At 35.6% G+C, this 19,263-nt stretch carries 16 protein-coding genes and 1 other RNA gene; all 17 read left to right on the forward strand.

What is annotated here, in order from left to right:
* Positions 1–6: 6 nt before the first annotated feature.
* The 17 genes from rpmA (at position 7) to ssrS (ending at position 19,206) form a co-directional block, all read left to right on the forward strand.
* Positions 7–291: a 50S ribosomal protein L27 gene (gene rpmA, locus SHYC_RS06145; protein WP_014613716.1), complete on the forward strand. Its 285-nt coding sequence runs from the start codon at positions 7–9 to the stop codon at positions 289–291.
* Between the two features lie 165 nt (positions 292–456).
* Positions 457–1,746, forward strand: coding sequence for a GTPase ObgE (obgE, locus tag SHYC_RS06150; RefSeq protein ID WP_039645385.1), 1,290 nt, complete (start codon positions 457–459; stop codon positions 1,744–1,746).
* Positions 1,747–1,761: 15 nt separating this feature from the next.
* The gene (locus tag SHYC_RS06155; protein ID WP_039645387.1) at positions 1,762–2,205 is read left to right on the forward strand and encodes an ACT domain-containing protein; all 444 of its coding nucleotides are present in this window, start codon (positions 1,762–1,764) and stop codon (positions 2,203–2,205) included.
* A 12-nt stretch (positions 2,206–2,217) separates the two neighbouring features.
* The gene (gene ruvA, locus SHYC_RS06160) at positions 2,218–2,820 is read left to right on the forward strand and encodes a Holliday junction branch migration protein RuvA (protein ID WP_039645389.1); all 603 of its coding nucleotides are present in this window, start codon (positions 2,218–2,220) and stop codon (positions 2,818–2,820) included.
* A gap of 15 nt (positions 2,821–2,835) precedes the next feature.
* On the forward strand, positions 2,836–3,831 hold the full coding sequence (ruvB, locus tag SHYC_RS06165; RefSeq protein ID WP_039645391.1) for a Holliday junction branch migration DNA helicase RuvB: 996 nt from the start codon (positions 2,836–2,838) through the stop codon (positions 3,829–3,831).
* A 13-nt stretch (positions 3,832–3,844) separates the two neighbouring features.
* Positions 3,845–4,870, forward strand: a complete 1,026-nt coding sequence (gene queA / locus SHYC_RS06170) for a tRNA preQ1(34) S-adenosylmethionine ribosyltransferase-isomerase QueA (RefSeq protein WP_039645393.1) — start codon at positions 3,845–3,847, stop codon at positions 4,868–4,870.
* A gap of 13 nt (positions 4,871–4,883) precedes the next feature.
* Positions 4,884–6,023 carry a tRNA guanosine(34) transglycosylase Tgt gene (gene tgt, locus SHYC_RS06175; protein ID WP_039645396.1) on the forward strand — a complete coding sequence of 380 codons (1,140 nt, stop codon included), beginning with the start codon at positions 4,884–4,886 and terminating at the stop codon, positions 6,021–6,023.
* 15 nt (positions 6,024–6,038) lie between these two features.
* The gene (yajC, locus tag SHYC_RS06180) at positions 6,039–6,302 is read left to right on the forward strand and encodes a preprotein translocase subunit YajC (RefSeq protein ID WP_039645397.1); all 264 of its coding nucleotides are present in this window, start codon (positions 6,039–6,041) and stop codon (positions 6,300–6,302) included.
* A 307-nt stretch (positions 6,303–6,609) separates the two neighbouring features.
* Entirely contained in the window at positions 6,610–8,889 is a 2,280-nt protein-coding gene (secDF, locus tag SHYC_RS06185; RefSeq protein ID WP_039645399.1) for a protein translocase subunit SecDF, read from the forward strand.
* Positions 8,890–8,982: 93 nt separating this feature from the next.
* On the forward strand, positions 8,983–11,265 hold the full coding sequence (recJ, locus tag SHYC_RS06190; protein ID WP_039645401.1) for a single-stranded-DNA-specific exonuclease RecJ: 2,283 nt from the start codon (positions 8,983–8,985) through the stop codon (positions 11,263–11,265).
* 11 nt (positions 11,266–11,276) lie between these two features.
* A complete protein-coding gene (locus SHYC_RS06195; protein ID WP_039645403.1) occupies positions 11,277–11,795 on the forward strand; it encodes an adenine phosphoribosyltransferase in 519 nt (172 codons plus the stop codon).
* A gap of 278 nt (positions 11,796–12,073) precedes the next feature.
* Positions 12,074–14,263, forward strand: coding sequence for a RelA/SpoT family protein (locus tag SHYC_RS06200; protein WP_039645405.1), 2,190 nt, complete (start codon positions 12,074–12,076; stop codon positions 14,261–14,263).
* An 11-nt stretch (positions 14,264–14,274) separates the two neighbouring features.
* Positions 14,275–14,727, forward strand: a complete 453-nt coding sequence (dtd, locus tag SHYC_RS06205) for a D-aminoacyl-tRNA deacylase (protein ID WP_039645407.1) — start codon at positions 14,275–14,277, stop codon at positions 14,725–14,727.
* Positions 14,724–15,599, forward strand: coding sequence for an N-acetylmuramoyl-L-alanine amidase family protein (locus tag SHYC_RS06210; RefSeq protein ID WP_039645409.1), 876 nt, complete (start codon positions 14,724–14,726; stop codon positions 15,597–15,599). The genes dtd and SHYC_RS06210 overlap by 4 nt, the downstream gene beginning before the upstream one ends.
* 325 nt (positions 15,600–15,924) lie before the next feature.
* Positions 15,925–17,199, forward strand: coding sequence for a histidine--tRNA ligase (hisS, locus tag SHYC_RS06215; protein ID WP_039645411.1), 1,275 nt, complete (start codon positions 15,925–15,927; stop codon positions 17,197–17,199).
* Positions 17,196–18,962, forward strand: a complete 1,767-nt coding sequence (aspS, locus tag SHYC_RS06220; RefSeq protein WP_039645413.1) for an aspartate--tRNA ligase — start codon at positions 17,196–17,198, stop codon at positions 18,960–18,962. The genes hisS and aspS overlap by 4 nt, the downstream gene beginning before the upstream one ends.
* A 52-nt stretch (positions 18,963–19,014) precedes the next feature.
* A non-coding RNA gene (gene ssrS, locus SHYC_RS12025) (6S RNA) lies at positions 19,015–19,206 on the forward strand.
* Positions 19,207–19,263 lie beyond the last annotated feature (57 nt).

Consider the following 19,263-nt stretch of genomic DNA (forward strand, 5'->3'; position numbering starts at 1 on the left):
TAACTCATGCTTAAATTAAACTTACAATTTTTCGCATCTAAAAAAGGGGTAAGTTCTACAAAAAACGGACGTGACTCAGAATCAAAACGTTTAGGTGCTAAACGTGCAGATGGTCAATTTGTTACTGGTGGATCAATTTTATTCCGTCAACGTGGAACAAAAATTTACCCAGGTGAAAACGTAGGTCGTGGCGGCGATGACACATTATTCGCTAAAATCGACGGCGTTGTAAAATTCGAACGTAAAGGTCGCGACAAAAAACAAGTATCTGTATACGCAGTTGCTGAATAATTTGTCCACATATTCACACCAGAAGGTTGCTTCTGGTGTTTCTTTTTTATCTAAATCAATCGTTGTCGACGACTGACATAAAAGTAAAATGATTTCTAAATTATTAAAATAGTTTTGACTTCAAAAGCTTGATATTAACATATAAAATGAAAATGAGGTGAAATCATGTTTGTCGATCAAGTGAAAATATTTTTGAAAGCTGGCGATGGAGGTAACGGAATTACAGCATACCGTCGCGAAAAATACGTACCGTTCGGAGGTCCGGCCGGCGGCGATGGTGGAAGAGGTGCGTCTGTCATCTTTGAAGTGGATGAAGGCTTAAGAACCCTCATGGATTTTCGTTTCCAACGTCATTTTAAAGCAAAAAAAGGCGAGAATGGGCAAAGTAGTAATATGCACGGAAAAAATGCAGAAGACCTTGTATTAAAAGTGCCACCAGGTACTATTGTAAAAAATGTTGAAACAGAACAAACGTTAGCGGATCTCGTAGAGCATGGTCAACGTGCTACCATTGCAAAAGGTGGTCGAGGTGGTCGCGGAAATTCTCGTTTTGCGACACCTAAAAATCCAGCGCCTGATTTTAGTGAAAACGGGGAGCCTGGTGAGGAACTTGAAGTTACATTAGAACTTAAATTACTCGCTGATGTAGGTCTCGTTGGGTTTCCAAGTGTAGGTAAATCTACGCTACTCTCAATTGTATCTAAAGCCAAACCTAAAATTGGCGCTTATCATTTTACAACAATTCAACCTAACTTAGGTGTTGTTACTACACCCGATCAACGCAGCTTTGTTATGGCAGATTTACCTGGTTTGATTGAAGGAGCATCTGAAGGCGTTGGTCTTGGACACCAATTTTTACGTCATGTTGAACGTACAAAAGTTATCGTCCATGTCATTGATATGAGTGCTATGGAAGGACGCGACCCATATGAAGATTATTTAACTATCAATAAAGAAATGTGCGCGTATGAAGAAAAGTTGAAAAAACGTCCACAAATTATCGTAGCAAATAAAATGGATATGCCTGAATCACAAGACCAACTAGAATTGTTTAAAGAACAACTTGAAGAAGCGCATACGATTATTCCAATTTCAGCATATACGCGTGAAAATATTGATCAATTGTTATATACAATTGCGAATACGCTAGAATCCGTAAAAGATGTTGATTTTAATGTTGAAGAGGAAGCACCTGGGATTAACCGCGTGGTATATAAACATACGCCTTCAGTGGATAAGTTTACAATTTCTCGTGATGATGATGGTGCTTATGTTGTGAGTGGTAATGCGATAGAACGACTTTTCAAAATGACTGACTTCAATAGCGAACCAGCTATTAGACGTTTCGCACGTCAAATGCGTTCCATGGGTATTGATGACGCATTGCGCGAACGCGGGGCAGAAAATGGTGACATTGTCCGAATTCTAGGTGGAGAATTTGAATTTGTTGAATAATAGGAGCGGGTTGAAATGAAAGACCAGTATTTTCTAATACGGGAAGATGTGTTACCATATGTGGTTTCAAAAGTACTTCGCGTTAAAGAAAGTTTAAACGACAATCCATCTTTAACCGTGCAAGAAGCAGTAAAACTTCATGATTGCTCTAGAAGTGCCTTCTATAAGTATAGAGATACGATTTTTCCTTTAGATGAGGTGAACAATGCTTCTAAAGAATTTACAATTATATTATTTGTAACAGATAAAGTAGGTACACTTGCAACGATATTAGAAAAAATATCACAACTTAATTTATCAGTTTTAACGATTCATCAAAGTGTCCCTATTGATAACAAAGCGTCAATCACATTATCTTTAAATGCAAGTAAAACCGATTTAAATGTTTATGATATTATTAATACATTGCGTCAATTAGACAATGTACATAATGTAGATATTATCGGAATGAATATGTAAGGAGATACCGGTATGTATGCATATATTAAAGGAACTTTGAAACATTTATATCCAACACATGTTGTGATAGAAACGCCATCAGGTGTTGCATATGAAATTCAAACACCCAATTCATATCGATTTCAAAGTCAACTTAATCAAGAAAGTACTATTTATACTGCGTTAATCGTTCGTGAAGATGCACAATTACTATACGGATTTATCGATAACGAAGAAAAAGATATGTTTTTAAGTTTGATAAAAGTGACTGGTATTGGTCCTAAATCGGCCTTGGCAATATTGGCAGCAAGTACGCCAAACCAGGTGAAATTAGCCATAGAAAATGAAAATGATGCATATCTAACACAATTTCCAGGTATTGGTAAAAAAACAGCACGTCAAATTGTTTTGGATTTAAAAGGCAAAGTGGTAGTGACTGACGAAGACGATCACACTTTAGCAATCCCAATTGTGTCCAACCCAAACGCACTTGTACAAGAAGAAGCGATACTGGCTTTAGAAGCTTTAGGATATTCTAAACGAGAACTTAATAAAATCGAAAAGAAAATGGCGAAAGAAACATTTGAATCTGTGGATGAAGCCGTTAAATTCGGCTTACAACAACTTATTTCCTAATTAAGGGGGAGTTCAATGGAAAATAAACGTATGGTAGATGGACAAGAAATACTTGAAGATCGAGATTTTGAGTTATCATTGAGACCAGATCGTTTACGCCAATATATCGGTCAATCTTCAATCAAATCTAATTTGGAAGTTTTTATAAAAGCAGCTCAACTTAGACAAGAACCATTGGATCATGTTTTGTTATTTGGACCTCCTGGCCTTGGTAAAACAACCTTATCTCACATCATTGCAAATGAAATGAATGTTAATCTTCGAACAGTTTCAGGACCATCGATAGAAAGACCTGGTGATTTAGCAGCTATTTTAACCGGTTTACAACCTGGTGATGTTTTATTCATCGATGAAATTCATAGATTGAGTAGTGTTGTAGAGGAAGTTTTATATCCAGCGATGGAAGATTTTTTTCTAGATATTGTTGTAGGTAAAGGTGAAGAAGCAAGAAGCATTCGCATTGATTTACCACCTTTTACTTTAGTTGGTGCCACTACGAGAGCAGGGAGCTTAACAAGTCCGTTACGTGATAGGTTCGGCGTACATTTGAGATTAGAATATTACAAAACTCAAGAATTACAGCAAATCATCACACGTACCGCTGACGTACTCGGTACGTCAATTGATATGGAGAGTGCGTTCGAAATCGCGAAACGCAGTAGAGGAACACCACGTATTGCTAACAGGTTATTAAAACGAATTCGCGATTTTCAACAAGTCAATGAAGATGATCAAATTTATATTGAAACTACAAAATATGCCTTAGACTTACTACAAGTAGATGAAGAAGGCCTTGATTATATTGACCATAAAATGATGGCTTGTATTATCGAACAATATCGTGGCGGCCCAGTTGGACTAGACACAATTGCTGTGTCTATTGGAGAAGAGCGCATCACGATAGAAGATGTATACGAACCATATTTAATTCAACAAGGGTTTATTGAACGAACACCTAGAGGTCGAAAAGCGACACCGAAAGCATATGCACATTTTAATTATTCAGTTTAAATGAGGGACGACTTTGAATATAGAAGACTTTAATTATCATTTACCAGAAAATTTGATTGCACAAACGCCGTTAAAAGAAAGAGATACGAGTAAACTTTTATATATGAATCGAAAGACAGGTGAGACCAAAGATTTGCACTTTAAAGATGTGATACAATTTTTGGAACCTGGCGACACATTGGTATTAAACGATACAAAGGTGATGCCAGCACGCTTGTTTGGTTTGAAAAAGGAAACCAATGCAAAAGTTGAAATGTTAATGTTGACGAATATTGAAGGCGATGATTGGGAAGTACTTATAAAACCAGCAAAACGTATTAAAGTGGGACAACAAGTTTCTTTCGGAGACGACAAGATTGTGGCAACGTGTGTTAAAGAGTTAGATCAAGGTGGTAGAATAATGCGTTTACAATATGATGGTATACTTCAAGAACGCTTGGATGAACTTGGGGAGATGCCTTTACCACCTTATATTAAAGAACGCCTTGATGATCGCGACAGATATCAAACTGTCTATGCTAAAGAAACTGGATCAGCTGCTGCGCCTACAGCTGGGTTACACTTTACAGATGAATTACTTAACGTAGTACGTGAAAAAGGAGTGAATATCGCTTTTGTAACACTTCACGTTGGGTTAGGTACGTTCCGTCCAGTAAGTGTAGATAATGTTAACGACCATGAAATGCACAGTGAATATTACACTGTTACTAAAGAGACGGCCAAATTATTAAATGACACAAAAAGTAAAGGGAAACGCATAATATCTGTAGGAACAACATCTACACGTACACTTGAAACCGTTGTAAGAGATTATGGCACTTTTACACAAGCAAGCGGATGGACAAATATATTTATTTATCCAGGTTTTGAATTTAAAGCGATTGATGGGTTAATTACAAATTTTCATTTACCTAAGTCCACTTTAGTGATGCTTGTGTCCGCTTTTAGTTCAACGCAATTCGTTATTAATGCATATACGCATGCTGTTAACGAGCAATATCGCTTCTTTAGTTTTGGAGATGCAATGATAATATTATAGAGAGGTTTTGACTATGCCAGCAGTTACTTACGAACATATTAAAACATGTAAACAATCCGGGGCACGTTTAGGAATTGTTCATACACCGCATGGCTCATTTGAGACTCCAATGTTTATGCCTGTAGGTACAAAAGCAACGGTAAAAACAATGAGCCCTGAAGATTTAAAAGCTATGGAAGCTAAAATTATTCTTAGCAATACATATCACCTTTGGTTGCAACCAGGAAATGATATTGTTAAAAAGGCTGGAGGCTTACACAAATTTATGAATTGGGATGGCCCAATTTTAACGGATTCTGGTGGTTTCCAAGTTTTTAGTTTAAGTGATTTACGCAAAATCACTGAAGAAGGTGTTGAATTTAGACATCATGCGAATGGCTCTAAATTATTTTTATCACCGGAAGATTCAATCAAAATACAGAATGATTTAGGTTCTGATATTATTATGGCATTTGATGAATGTCCGCCTATGCCAGCAGAATATCAATATGTCAAAGATTCTATTGAGCGCACAACACGTTGGGCAAAAAGATGTAAAGAAGCTCATCAGCGTCCAGATGATCAAGCGCTATTCGGGATTATTCAAGGTGGAGAATATAAAGATTTACGTCAACAAAGTGCCGAGGATCTTGTAAAATTAGATTTTCCTGGTTATGCGATTGGTGGTTTATCAGTTGGTGAACCAAAACCAGTGATGTATGATATGGTTGAACACACCGTACAATTTATGCCTGAAAATAAGCCGAGATATTTAATGGGTGTGGGTTCTCCAGATGCACTGATTGAATGTAGTATACGTGGTATGGACATGTTTGATTGTGTATTGCCCACACGTATTGCTAGAAATGGGACTTGTATGACGTCTCACGGTCGACTAGTTGTTAAAAATGCAAAATTTAAAGATGACTTCAGACCGTTAGATGAAAATTGTGATTGCTATACATGTAAAAATTATACGCGTGCTTATTTAAGACATTTAATTAAAGCAGATGAAACGTTCGGTATACGTTTAACTACTTATCATAACCTTCATTTTCTGCTAAAATTAATGGAGAACATTAGACAAGCCATTCGAGAAGACCGTCTTTTAGATTTTAAAGAAGAATTTTTCGAACAATATGGTCTTAATGTTGAAAATCCGAAAAATTTCTAGATAGGAGTTTATTTTATGTCTTCATTACTTAGTTTATTACCATTAATCCTACTTTTTGTAGTGATGTGGTTCTTTATGATTCGTCCGCAACAAAAGCGTGCGAAAGAACATCGTGAAATGGTTTCCCAATTACAATCTGGCCAACGCGTTACAACAATTGGCGGTATTAAAGGGACAGTGCGCGCTGTAGATGAGACAACAGCAGTTGTTGTTGTCAACGGAAAAGGCACTGAAATGACATTTGAAAAACAAGCAATTAAACAAGTAGACCCTTCATAATTATAAGAAGGTTTGAATCGGGATAAGAAATCTATGACATTAAGTATGGTTTCAATCCCGTTTTTTTATGATTTTAAATGTGCGGATTGTAAATAACTTGAAAATTTGATATGAAAAGCGTACAGTTATAAATTGGTTGAATCAATGAGCGTGAATGAATCGTGTGACACTTTACAAGAAAAGTTCAAATATTCATAAAAATATTTAATAGAACCAAGTTTAAGAAAACTTTAATATATTAAAATGACTTGCATGCTAAACTATAACTAAAGTATGCTAGTTTCATAAGTTAAAAAGAGGTGTTTATGTGAAAAAAGTCAGTAAATTGATTACATTTTTAATTTTAATTGTACTGCTTTTTGGTGGTATGTTAGCAACCTATAAAAGTGTAATCAAAGATGTTAATTTAGGACTTGATTTACAAGGTGGATTTGAAGTTTTATATCAAGTAAAGCCACTTTCTGACGGTGACAAAATAGATAATACCGCCGTCCACTCCACTGCTAAAACATTAGAACGTCGTGTCAATGTTTTAGGGGTTTCCGAGCCTAAAATTCAAGTTGAAGATCAAAACCGCATTCGCGTACAACTTGCAGGTGTCAAAGATCAAGACCAAGCAAGAAAGATTTTATCATCTCAAGCGAATTTAACAATTAGAGATGCCGATGATAAAATCAAGTTGACAGGTAAAGATTTAGTACAAGGTTCTGCTAAGCAAGAATTCAAACAAAATACGAATCAACCTGCTGTTACCTTTAAATTGAAAGATAGCGATAAATTTAAAAAAGTAACAGAAGAAATCTCTAAGAAACAAGAAAATGTTATGGTTGTATGGTTAGATTATCAAAAAGGGGATAGCTACCATAAAGAAAAAACGAAAGAAAAACCAAAATATGTATCAGCTGCATCTGTTGATCAACCTATTAACTCACCAAACGTTGAAATTTCTGGTGGCTTTAAGGGTGAAAAAGGAATCACTGAAGCAAAACAAATTGCAGACTTATTAAATTCAGGGTCACTCCCAGTGAAATTAGATGAAATCTATTCTACTTCTGTAGGTGCGCAATTTGGTCAAGATGCATTACAAAAAACAATATTTGCATCTATCATAGGTATAAGTCTCATCTTTATTTTTATGACTTTATTCTATCGTTTGCCTGGTATTATTGCTGTTATTACATTAACAACGTATGTTTACTTAACATTACTTGCTTTTAATTTCATTTCAGGTGTCCTCACGCTTCCAGGCCTTGCTGCTTTAGTACTTGGCGTTGGGATGGCTGTTGACGCAAATATTATTATGTATGAGCGTATTAAAGATGAACTTAGAATTGGGCGAAATTTAAAACAAGCCTATAAAAAAGCCAACAAATCTTCGTTTATTACGATATTAGATGCGAACTTAACAACTGTGTTGGCCGCTACAGTACTTTTCTTCTTTGGTGAAAGTTCTGTTAAAGGTTTTGCAACAATGTTGCTCTTAGCCATTTTAATGAGTTTCGTAACGGCTGTATTTTTAACACGTTTACTTTTATCACTTATTGTTTATTCAAATGTGTTCAAGAAAAAATTATGGTGGTTTGGTGTCAAGAAAAATCAAATTCACGATATAAATGAAGGAAAAGATGTTTCTGAATTAAGCACACCATATGATCGTATAGACTTTATGAAACTAGCACGTCCGTTGTTTGCAGTCAGTGGATTAATTATTGTTGCTGGTGTTATCATATTGTTTATTTTCAAATTAAACTTAGGAATTGATTTTACAGCGGGTACACGAATTGATGCGCAAAGTGACCAGGCTTTAAAACAACAACAAGTTGAAAAGAAAATGGAATCCATTGGATTAAAGCCTGATCAGTTGTCTATAGGTGGCACAAATGATACGAAAGCATCAATGCAATATAAACATGATTTATCTAAAGAAGAAGTATCAAAAGTAAAATCATTAATTAAAAAAGATTTTGGACATGAACCGACAATTAATACGGTTTCTCCTGTTATTGGTCAAGAGTTGGCTAAAAATGCAATGCTTGCTGTATTATTAGCTTCAATTGGAATGATCATTTACATTTCATTACGTTTCGAATGGCGTATGGGTATTTCTTCTATCATTTCATTATTGCATGATGCATTTATGATTATTGCAGTATTTAGTTTGTTCCGTTTAGAAGTAGACATTACATTTATTGCTGCGGTATTGACAATCATAGGTTATTCAATCAATGACACAATAGTTACATTTGACCGTGTGCGTGAAATGTTGAGAAAAGTAAAAGTAATTACTAAAGAAGAAGAAATTGATTATATTGTGAATAGTTCCATTAGACAAACGTTAACACGTTCAGTCAATACCGTTTTAACGGTCGTTATTGTTGTTGTTGCATTATTACTTTTAGGTGCTACAAGTATTTTCAATTTCTCACTTGCATTACTTATTGGTTTAATATCAGGTGTATTCTCTTCTATATTTATAGCCGTACCATTATGGGGCATATTAAAGAAAAGAGAATTACGCAAATCTGAACATCATAAATTAACAGTGTATAAACGTAAACGTAGTAATGATGAAAAAGTATTAGTATAATTTTAAAGGGATGAATCCTCGAATGATTCATCCCTTTAATGTTTATGAGTTGTATTTTTTGATATAATGTTTGAGTGAAATGAGGCGTTAAGAATGATTCAATCAAAATATAAATGGGTTAGTAAAACAAACGACAACGTTATCTCTGAAGAAACGCTTAAATCTTTTAACATTACTCCGTTAATGAAGTGTATTTTAGAACACAAAGGTATAACAACCTATGAAGATGTACATACATTGTTGCATACGGATACTATAGTTCATGATACGGCACTGCTCAGTGATATTGAGCGTGCAACTGAACGTATACAAAGCGCAATTAAATCAAAAGAACCGATTTTAGTTTATGGAGATTATGATGCCGATGGCGTGACATCGACATCAATATTAGTGCATACGTTAGAACAATTGGGTGCAATTGTTGGGTGGTATATCCCTAACCGTTTTTCAGAAGGTTATGGTCCGAGCGATGTCGCATTTAAAAATGCCTATGATGAAGGTGTGAAATTAATCATCACGGTAGATAATGGGATTCAAGGTCATGAAGAGATAGATATGGTACAAAAGCTAGGTGTAGATGTGATTGTAACGGATCATCATGAAATTGGAGAGACATTACCCAATGCATATGCTATTGTTCATCCCATGCATCCGGATTATGATTATCCGTTTCCTTATTTATGTGGTGCAGGGGTAGCTTTAAAGCTGGCGCAACATTTATTAAATGAACTGCCTGATTATTTTTGGGTGTATGCGATGATAGGGACAATTGCAGATTTAGTACCAATGCATGACGAAAATAGAAGTATTGTACGTAAAGGGCTCAAGTTAATGAATAAAGAAACGCCAACTGCGTTAAAAGCAATATTAAATGAGGCAAAGTATGATGATGTAATTAATGAAGAAACGATTGGATTTACGATTGGGCCTAGGCTAAATGCTGTAGGCCGTTTAGATGATGCAAGTTTAGCTGCGGAGTTATTGATGACAGATGACATTGACGAAGCACAATTTTTGGCTGAACAAGTTGAACATTTTAATCAAGAACGTAAGGATATTGTAAAAACTATAACTGAAGAAGCTATGACGATAGCTAAATCTCAAGTTGAAGAAGGTCAACGATTTTTAGTATTATACCAAGAAAATTGGCATGAAGGTATCTTAGGTATCGTTGCTTCTCGAATCGTTGAAGCGTATCAACGTCCAACCATGATTCTTAATATAGACTATGAAAAACAATATGCAAAAGGCTCTGCGCGTAGTATCGCTCAAATTTCAATGTTTGAATTATTATCATCTCAATCCCATTTGATTGATAAATTCGGTGGTCATCATGCGGCGGCTGGTTTAACACTACCGATTGATAATGTTGAACTTCTAAAACAAGCACTTAATGCTGAAATGTCAATGAAATATTCTGAGGATGCACTGCAACCAGAGAAAATGATTGATGCCACAATAGCACTAGATGAGGTTACGGTAGAGAATATTGCTTCACTTGAACGGTTACGTCCATTTGGTATGCAGTTTGAGCGCCCAGTGTTTCGCTTAAATAACTTAACGATTCAACAAGCTAAAGCTATAGGGCAACAACAAAATCACTTAAAGATGTCTTTTGTAGAACAAAAGCTTCAAGGGTTGTTTTGGAACGAAGGTTCCCGTATTCATGAATTAATGCCTAATCAACACATAAACGCTATCGGTGAATTGCAAATCAATGAATGGAATGGTAATCGCACACCACAATTAATTGTTGCAGATATTAATAGTAATGGTCGCCAAATTTTTGATTACCGGAGTAAAAATAAGAAATTGCCCCAATTTGAAGTAGCTTCAAACACATGTTACTTGATACATCCTAATAGTGATAAATTAAGTGAACATGAATACTATTATGGTGAACCTATCCCTAATGCGTACGATAAATGTGTGTTTCGCGAATTGCCGCTCACATTAGATGATTTTAAAGAGACGTTACATGTCATTCAATCGTCACAACTATACGTGCAATTTTCACATACAAAATCGATTTATTTTGAAGGGATCCCTAAGATTGAGACTTTTAAAAAATGTTATAAGCTCATTTATCAACAACAAAAACTTGATATTACTAAAAATGGACTAGCTATGAGTCAATTTTTACAAATTGAACCACAACTATTAAAATTTATATTAAAAGTCTTTCTTGATTTACAATTTATCACACAAAATGATGGTATAATAAAAATTAATACAACTGCGCCTAAACAAGACATCACATCTAGCCGTGTTTATCAAGGACGATTACATCGAATAGATGTTGAAAAGCAGTTATTATATGCTGATTTTCCTTCATTACAACAATGGATGGAAAATGAGATGCATGAGGAAGAATGAGGAGGAAAAGCATGGATTTAAAACAATATGTCTCAGAGGTGCAAGATTGGCCTAAAAAAGGTGTAAATTTTAAAGACATTACGACAATTATGGATAATGGTGAGGCATATGGGTATGCTACAGATCAAATTGTTAAATATGCCAAAGAAAAAAATGTTGATATTGTAGTAGGTCCTGAAGCGCGTGGCTTTATTATAGGGTGCCCTGTGGCATATGCTATGGGTATAGGGTTTGCACCTGTTCGTAAAGAAGGGAAACTACCACGTGAAGTTATTCGATATGAATACGATTTAGAGTATGGTAGTAACGTATTAACAATGCATGCCGATGCAATTAAACCAGGGCAACGTGTGTTGATTACCGATGATTTACTTGCAACAGGTGGAACGATAGAAGCGGCAATCAAATTGGTAGAACAACAAGGTGGTATTGTAGCAGGCATTGCATTTATTATAGAATTGGCATATTTAAATGGTATCGAAAAAATTAAAGATTATGACGTCATGCGATTAATCTCATATAATGAGTAATTGACAAGGGGATGGGACATTTTATATGTTCTATCCCTTTTATTATTATCTTTTAATTGATGCAGAGACTATGAAGCACATGCTATAGATGTATATCTAAAAAGTTTAAAATATTAATATCATTAAGATGCGTCTTATGAAAAATAGGGATATGAAATAAATTGCCAAATATCACTTAAAAGTTGCACAATATTGTTTACTATCAGGAGAATACAGTTCATTTCTTGATAATCATGTAGTATGATAGAAGTATTATTTAAAAGATGGGGGTGCCCTTTATGAATAACGAATATCCATATAGTGCTGACGAAGTATTACATAAAGCGAAAACATATTTAGATCAAAAGGAATACGAGTATGTTTTAAAAAGCTATCAAATTGCATATAAGGCACATGAAGGTCAATTTCGTAAAAATGGATTACCTTATATCATGCATCCCATTCAAGTTGCAGGCATCTTAACTGAAATGCGTTTAGATGGCCCTACAATTGTTGCCGGATTTTTACATGATGTCATTGAAGATACACCATACACTTTTGATGATGTTGTCGAAATGTTTAATGTTGAAGTTGCGACGATTGTGGATGGGGTCACAAAATTGAAGAAGGTGAAATATCGCTCTAAAGAAGAACAACAAGCCGAAAACCACCGCAAATTATTTATAGCGATAGCTAAAGATGTTCGTGTCATTTTAGTGAAATTAGCAGATCGACTTCACAATATGCGTACATTAAGAGCAATGCCCCGAGAAAAGCAAGTTCGCATTTCTAAAGAAACCCTTGAAATCTATGCACCGTTAGCGCACAGATTGGGGATTAATACGATTAAGTGGGAGCTAGAAGATATTGCATTAAGATATATCGATAACGTTCAATATTTTAGAATCGTTAATTTGATGAAAAAAAAGCGCAGTGAGAGAGAAGCGTACATTGAAAATGCGATTGAAAATATTCGTAAAGAAATGACTTTAATGCAGATTGATGGCGATATTAGTGGCCGCCCAAAACATATTTATAGTATTTATCGAAAAATGATGAAACAAAAAAAGCAATTCGATCAAATATTTGACTTATTAGCTGTTCGTGTTATTGTGTCTTCAATTAAAGATTGTTATGCGGTATTAGGTTTAGTCCATACATTATGGAAACCTATGCCTGGACGTTTTAAAGATTATATAGCGATGCCTAAACAAAATATGTATCAATCTTTACACACTACAGTGGTAGGCCCGAACGGTGATCCGTTAGAAATTCAAATTAGAACATTTGAAATGCATGAAATTGCAGAGCATGGGGTTGCTGCACATTGGGCATATAAAGAAGGTAAAAAAGTCGATAAAGACAGTGAAACATACCACAAGAAATTGAACTGGCTAAAAGATATTGCCGAACAAGATCATACGTCTTCGGATGCACAAGAATTTATAGAATCTCTGAAGTTTGATTTACAAAGTGATAAAGTTTATGCTTTTACACCAGCAAGTGATGTGATGGAATTACCGTATGGAGCAGTCCCTATTGATTTTGCTTATGCAATTCATAGTGAAGTGGGCAATAAAATGATAGGTGCCAAGGTGAATGGTAAAATTGTCCCAATTGATTATGTGTTACAGACAGGAGATATCGTAGAAATACGTACGAGTAAACATTCGTATGGACCAAGCCGTGATTGGTTAAAAATCGTACGTTCTTCAAGTGCTAAAAGTAAAATTAAAAGCTTTTTCAAAAAGCAAGATCGCTCATCAAATATTGAAAAAGGTAAATTTATGATTGAAGCTGAAATAAAAGAGCAAGGCTTTAAAGTTGAAGAAATTTTAACAGAACGCAATATTAAAATTGTCAATGATAAATACAACTTTGCTAACGAAGACGATTTATATGCGGCAGTCGGATTTGGTGGTGTAACGTCAAACCAAATTGTAAATAAACTATCAGAACGCATTCGTATTGAAAACAAGCAAAAAGCATTAAACCAGGCGCAATCGGTAACAAAATCGGTGCCAATTAAAGATCACATTACTACGGATTCTGGGGTTTATGTGGAAGGCTTGGATAACGTATTAATTAAGCTTTCAAAGTGTTGTAATCCCATTCCGGGAGATAAAATTGTTGGTTATATCACGAAAGGGCATGGCATTAAAGTTCATCGAACAGATTGTCCAAATATACAAAATGAATCTGAACGGTTAATTGATGTGGAATGGGTTAAATCTAAAGATGCTTCCCAAAAATATCAAGTGGATTTAGAGGTAACAGCCTATGACCGCAACGGTTTATTAAATGAGGTATTACAAGCTGTCAATAGTACCTCAAGTCATCTCGTAAAAGTAGCTGGTCGTTCTGATGTAGATAAAAACGCTGTTATTAACCTAAGTATTATGGTAAAAAATGTACATGAGGTATATAAAGTAGCTGATAAAATAAAACAGCTCGGTGATATTTATACTGTAACACGAGTTTGGAATTAGGAGTGCAATCCATGAAAATTGTTGTTCAAAGAGTGAAATCGGCGGGAGTTCGAAACAAAAACATACATCGAACAATCGGAAAAGGCTATTGTCTTTTAGTTGGTGTAGGAGAACATTCTACCGAAATTGATGCAGAAGTTTTAGCTAAAAAGATAGTCAACGCACGATTGTTCGAAGATGATGCGGGAAAACTTAATTTAAATATACAACAAGTGGAAGGGGAAATACTTTCTATTTCTCAATTTACTTTACTTGCTGATGTAAAAAAAGGAAATCGACCTAGTTTTACAAATGCCAAAGCACCGAATGAAGCGAATAAAATTTATGATGTGTTTAATCAAGCACTTGCAACATATGGGTTCGATGTTGTGACTGGTGAATTCGGTACTGACATGACCATTGATATTCAGAATGACGGTCCTGTTACAATAATTTACGAAAGTGACAACGGCAAAATTTTATGAGACGCTTTGATAAATGGTTAAGGTCAAAAAATATAGAACCTAAACGCTTTTATTTTGGTGCGATTATTATTTCGCTTGTTTTTATACTTCTTGTCGTCATTAATGCGATAAAAGGGGATTCAGATAATAGAATCTATTTAACTGAAGATGCTCAAATCCGCACAGGTCCAAACGCCAGCTACCCCGTATTGTTTAATATTCGTGAAGGTGAACCCTTCAAAGTCATTGGAAAAGCTGGGAAATGGTTAGAAGTAACGTCATATGATGATAAGCAAAAGGGATGGATTGCAGGTTGGCATACGAACCTTAATATTAAAGAGGATGAAAACCCTCATGCGCGACCGCTAAAAGGAAAAGTCATCGTAATCGACCCAGGTCACGGTGGAAATGATCAAGGCGCCTCGAGTCAAACAGGTAAAAACACACTCGAAAAGGATATGACCTTAACGACAAGTTTAGAATTAAAAGATAAACTAGAAAATGAAGGTGCAAAGGTCAAATTAACACGACATGATGACACATACGTACGTTTAGAAGATCGTAAAGCAACAGGTGACGCTTTTATTAGTATACATAATGATGCATTAGAATCTAATAAAGCAAATGGGGCCACGGTTTATTGGTATCATGAACAACAAGAGATGCTTGCACAAACGCTCAATGCGAGTATCCAAAAGAAAGGTATGCTCTCAAATCGAGGGGTACGTCAAGAAAATTATCAAGTTTTAAGACAAACAGATATGCCTGCTGTTTTATTAGAACTAGGCTATATCAGTAATCCAACCGATGAAGTGATGATTAAAGATAAAAACCATCGCCAAGTCGTTGAAAACGCTGTCGTGGAAGGTCTTAGAAATTATTTTTTAAGTTAATATCTTGAAAAGTACAATAAAAACATGTATGATAAGTACTGAATTTGATAAATAAAACCGTCTGTATTCTTGAATTTGATTGCTTTTAACACGTTATAGAGAGTTTATACGAGGCTGAAATATAAACCGTGTATGCATTCATTTGAACACAAGAAGAGGTGCTTTATGAAAATGAAGCCGTTTTGCTTACGTTATGAGCTATTGAGTGAGTACATGGAACTACATGTACTTAAATTAGGGTGGCAACACGGCTAAAGTACGTCCCTTGTATGTGATTACACATACAAGGGGCTTTTTATTTTAAATAAATTAGGAGGATGGACCGATGATTAATATTCCTCGTGGAACGCAAGATATATTACCAACTGACTCGCCCAAATGGCGTTATATTGAATCTAAGTTACATCAATTAATGGAAATATACAATTATCAAGAAATTAGAACACCTATTTTTGAAAGTACAGAGTTATTTGCAAGAGGTGTTGGAGATTCAACTGATGTTGTTCAAAAAGAGATGTATACCTTTAAGGATAAAGGTGATCGTAGTATTACTTTACGCCCTGAAGGTACTGCAGCAACAGTCAGAAGTTATATTGAAAACAAAATGCAAGGGTTACCAAATCAACCTGTGAAACTTTACTATAATGGACCGATGTTTCGTTATGAGAGAAAACAAAAGGGTCGTTACCGTCAATTTAATCAATTTGGAATTGAAGCGATTGGTGCTGAAAACCCAAGTATTGATGCAGAAGTACTCGCAATGGTAATGCATATTTATCAATCGTTCGGCTTAAAGCACTTAAAGCTTGTCATTAACAGTGTAGGCGATGCAGAATCACGTGTAGAGTATCAAGAGGCATTACGAGCACATTTTAGTCCCGTAATTCATACGTATTGTAAAGATTGTCAAAATCGTATTGAAACTAATCCTATGCGAATACTCGATTGTAAAGTCGACAAAGATAAGCCAGAAATGCAAACTGCCCCATCGATTACGGACTACTTAAATGATTATTCAAAATCTTATTTTGACGCAGTAAAAGCGCATTTAGATCGTTTAGGAGTTCCATATGTAGTTGATCCAAATCTTGTTCGCGGTCTAGACTATTATACACATACAGCGTTCGAATTAATGATAGACAATGAAGACTATACTGGGGCAATCACCACATTATGTGGCGGTGGGCGATACAATGGTTTACTTGAGCTATTAGGTGGGCCTAATCAAACTGGCATTGGTTTCGCATTAAGTATTGAGCGATTAATAATGGCCCTTGAAGAAGAAGGTATCGCGCTGCCACATACATCACAATTAGATTTATTTATCGCAACGATGGGTGAAGAAGCTGATAACTTTGCAGTGAAGTTGCTTAATGATTTGAGGCATGAACAAATTCGTGTAGATAAGGATTATTTATCGCGAAAATTAAAAGGTCAAATGAAGCAGGCTGATCGCCTCAATGCGATATATACAATTGTTTTAGGAGATCATGAACTTGAAGCAAATGAGGTTGCGATTAAACACATGGCTACGGGAGAAAGTCATACGGTTAAATTAAATGAAATAGCACAATTTATAAATGGAGGAAAAGTAAAATGACACCACGTACTACTTATTGTGGATTCATAACAGAATCATACTTAGGTCAAGAAGTTACATTGAAAGGATGGGTTCATAACCGCCGTGATTTAGGTGGGCTCATTTTCGTTGATGTACGTGATAGAGAGGGAATTGTACAAGTTGTATTTAATCCTGATTTTTCTAAAGAAGCGTTAGAAGTTGCAGAACGTATTCGTTCAGAATATGTCGTTGAAATTAAAGGAACAGTTACAAAAAGAGACGCTGAAACTGTAAACCCTAAAATTAAAACAGGACAAGTAGAAGTACAAGCAACAGAGATCAAAATTATAAATAAATCTGAAACACCACCATTTTCAATTAATGACGAAAACGTAAATGTTGATGAAAATATTCGCCTAAAATATCGTTATTTAGATTTACGTCGTGAGGAATTTGCACGTACGTTTAAACTACGACACCAAACCACTCAATCTATTCGTCGTTATTTAGATGCGGCAGGATTTTATGATATTGAAACACCTGTGTTGACAAAATCAACACCTGAAGGAGCTAGAGATTATCTTGTGCCTTCTCGTGTTCATGAAGGTGAATTTTATGCTTTACCTCAGTCACCGCAGTTGTTCAAACAACTTTTAATGATGAGTGGTTTTGACAAATATTACCAAATCGTAAAATGTTTCCGAGATGAAGACTTGCGAGCGGATCGCCAACCAGAATTTACGCAAGTCGATATTGAAATGAGTTTTGTTGAACAAGAAGATGTGATGCAACTTGGAGAGCATATGCTAAAAGCGGTCATGAAAGATGTAAAAGGCATAACTATTGACGATGCATTTCCTCGTATGACTTATGCGGAAGCGATGGAACGTTATGGTTCAGATAAACCTGATACACGTTTTGGTATGGAACTACTTGATGTGTCTGAACTTGCAAAGGTAATGGATTTTAAAGTATTTACAAGTGCAGTTGAAAATGGCGGTCAGGTGAAAGCGATTGTTGTCGAACAAGGTGCGGATAAATATACCCGAAAAGATATAGACGGCTTAACTGAATTTGTGAACATATATGGTGCAAAAGGTTTAGCATGGGTTAAAGTTGTAGATGAAGGTTTAAATGGTCCGATTGCAAGATTCTTTGAAACTGATCATGTTGAAAAATTACGTGCTTTAACAGATGCGAAAGCTGGAGATCTTGTATTATTTGTTGCAGATACAAAAGACGTCGTTGCACAAAGTTTAGGTGCATTACGTGTTAAATTGGCGAAAGAATTAAATTTACTTGATCCAAATCAATTTAATTTCTTATGGGTAACAGATTGGCCATTATTAGAATATGATGATGAAACAAATCGTTATGTTGCAGCGCATCACCCGTTTACTTCACCATTGCCACAAGATGTAGATAAATTAGAAAGTGCACCTGAAACAGCTCAAGCACAAGCCTATGATATTGTTCTTAACGGCTTTGAGCTAGGTGGTGGATCAATTCGTATCCACGATGGTGATATCCAATCTAAAATGTTTAAAGCATTAGGATTTACAGAAGAAAGTGCGCAAGAGCAATTTGGTTTCTTATTAGATGCGTTTAAATATGGTGCGCCACCTCATGGTGGAATTGCACTTGGTTTAGACCGCTTAGTAATGTTACTTACAGGGGCATCAAATTTACGTGATACGATTGCATTCCCTAAAACTGCATCTGCTACTGATTTGCTGACAGATGCGCCAAGTGAAGTATCAACGAAACAACTAGATGAATTAGCGTTACGTATTAAACATTAAAAACATTTCGCTTGCCAAATTAACGATATGTGGTATGATGAATGCATAAGATAGTCGTCTGTAGTGTTCGTAAGTTCGCTTTATGTATTTTGACCTAACACTCTTTGATCAGGGAGTCCAATGGGTTTTCTTGCAGCGCACACGCCTCTATAGGAGGACGTGCAAAACAAGAAACAGGACACCCACCTGTATATAGCAGGCCAAAATGATCAAGCACTTTAAACTACGGCATGACGGATTCTATCGATACGCAAGACAAACGTCTTGCGTATTTTTATGCGTTCAAACAGATTAAAGGAGT

This window comes from Staphylococcus hyicus (assembly GCF_000816085.1).
Lineage (GTDB): Bacteria > Bacillota > Bacilli > Staphylococcales > Staphylococcaceae > Staphylococcus > Staphylococcus hyicus.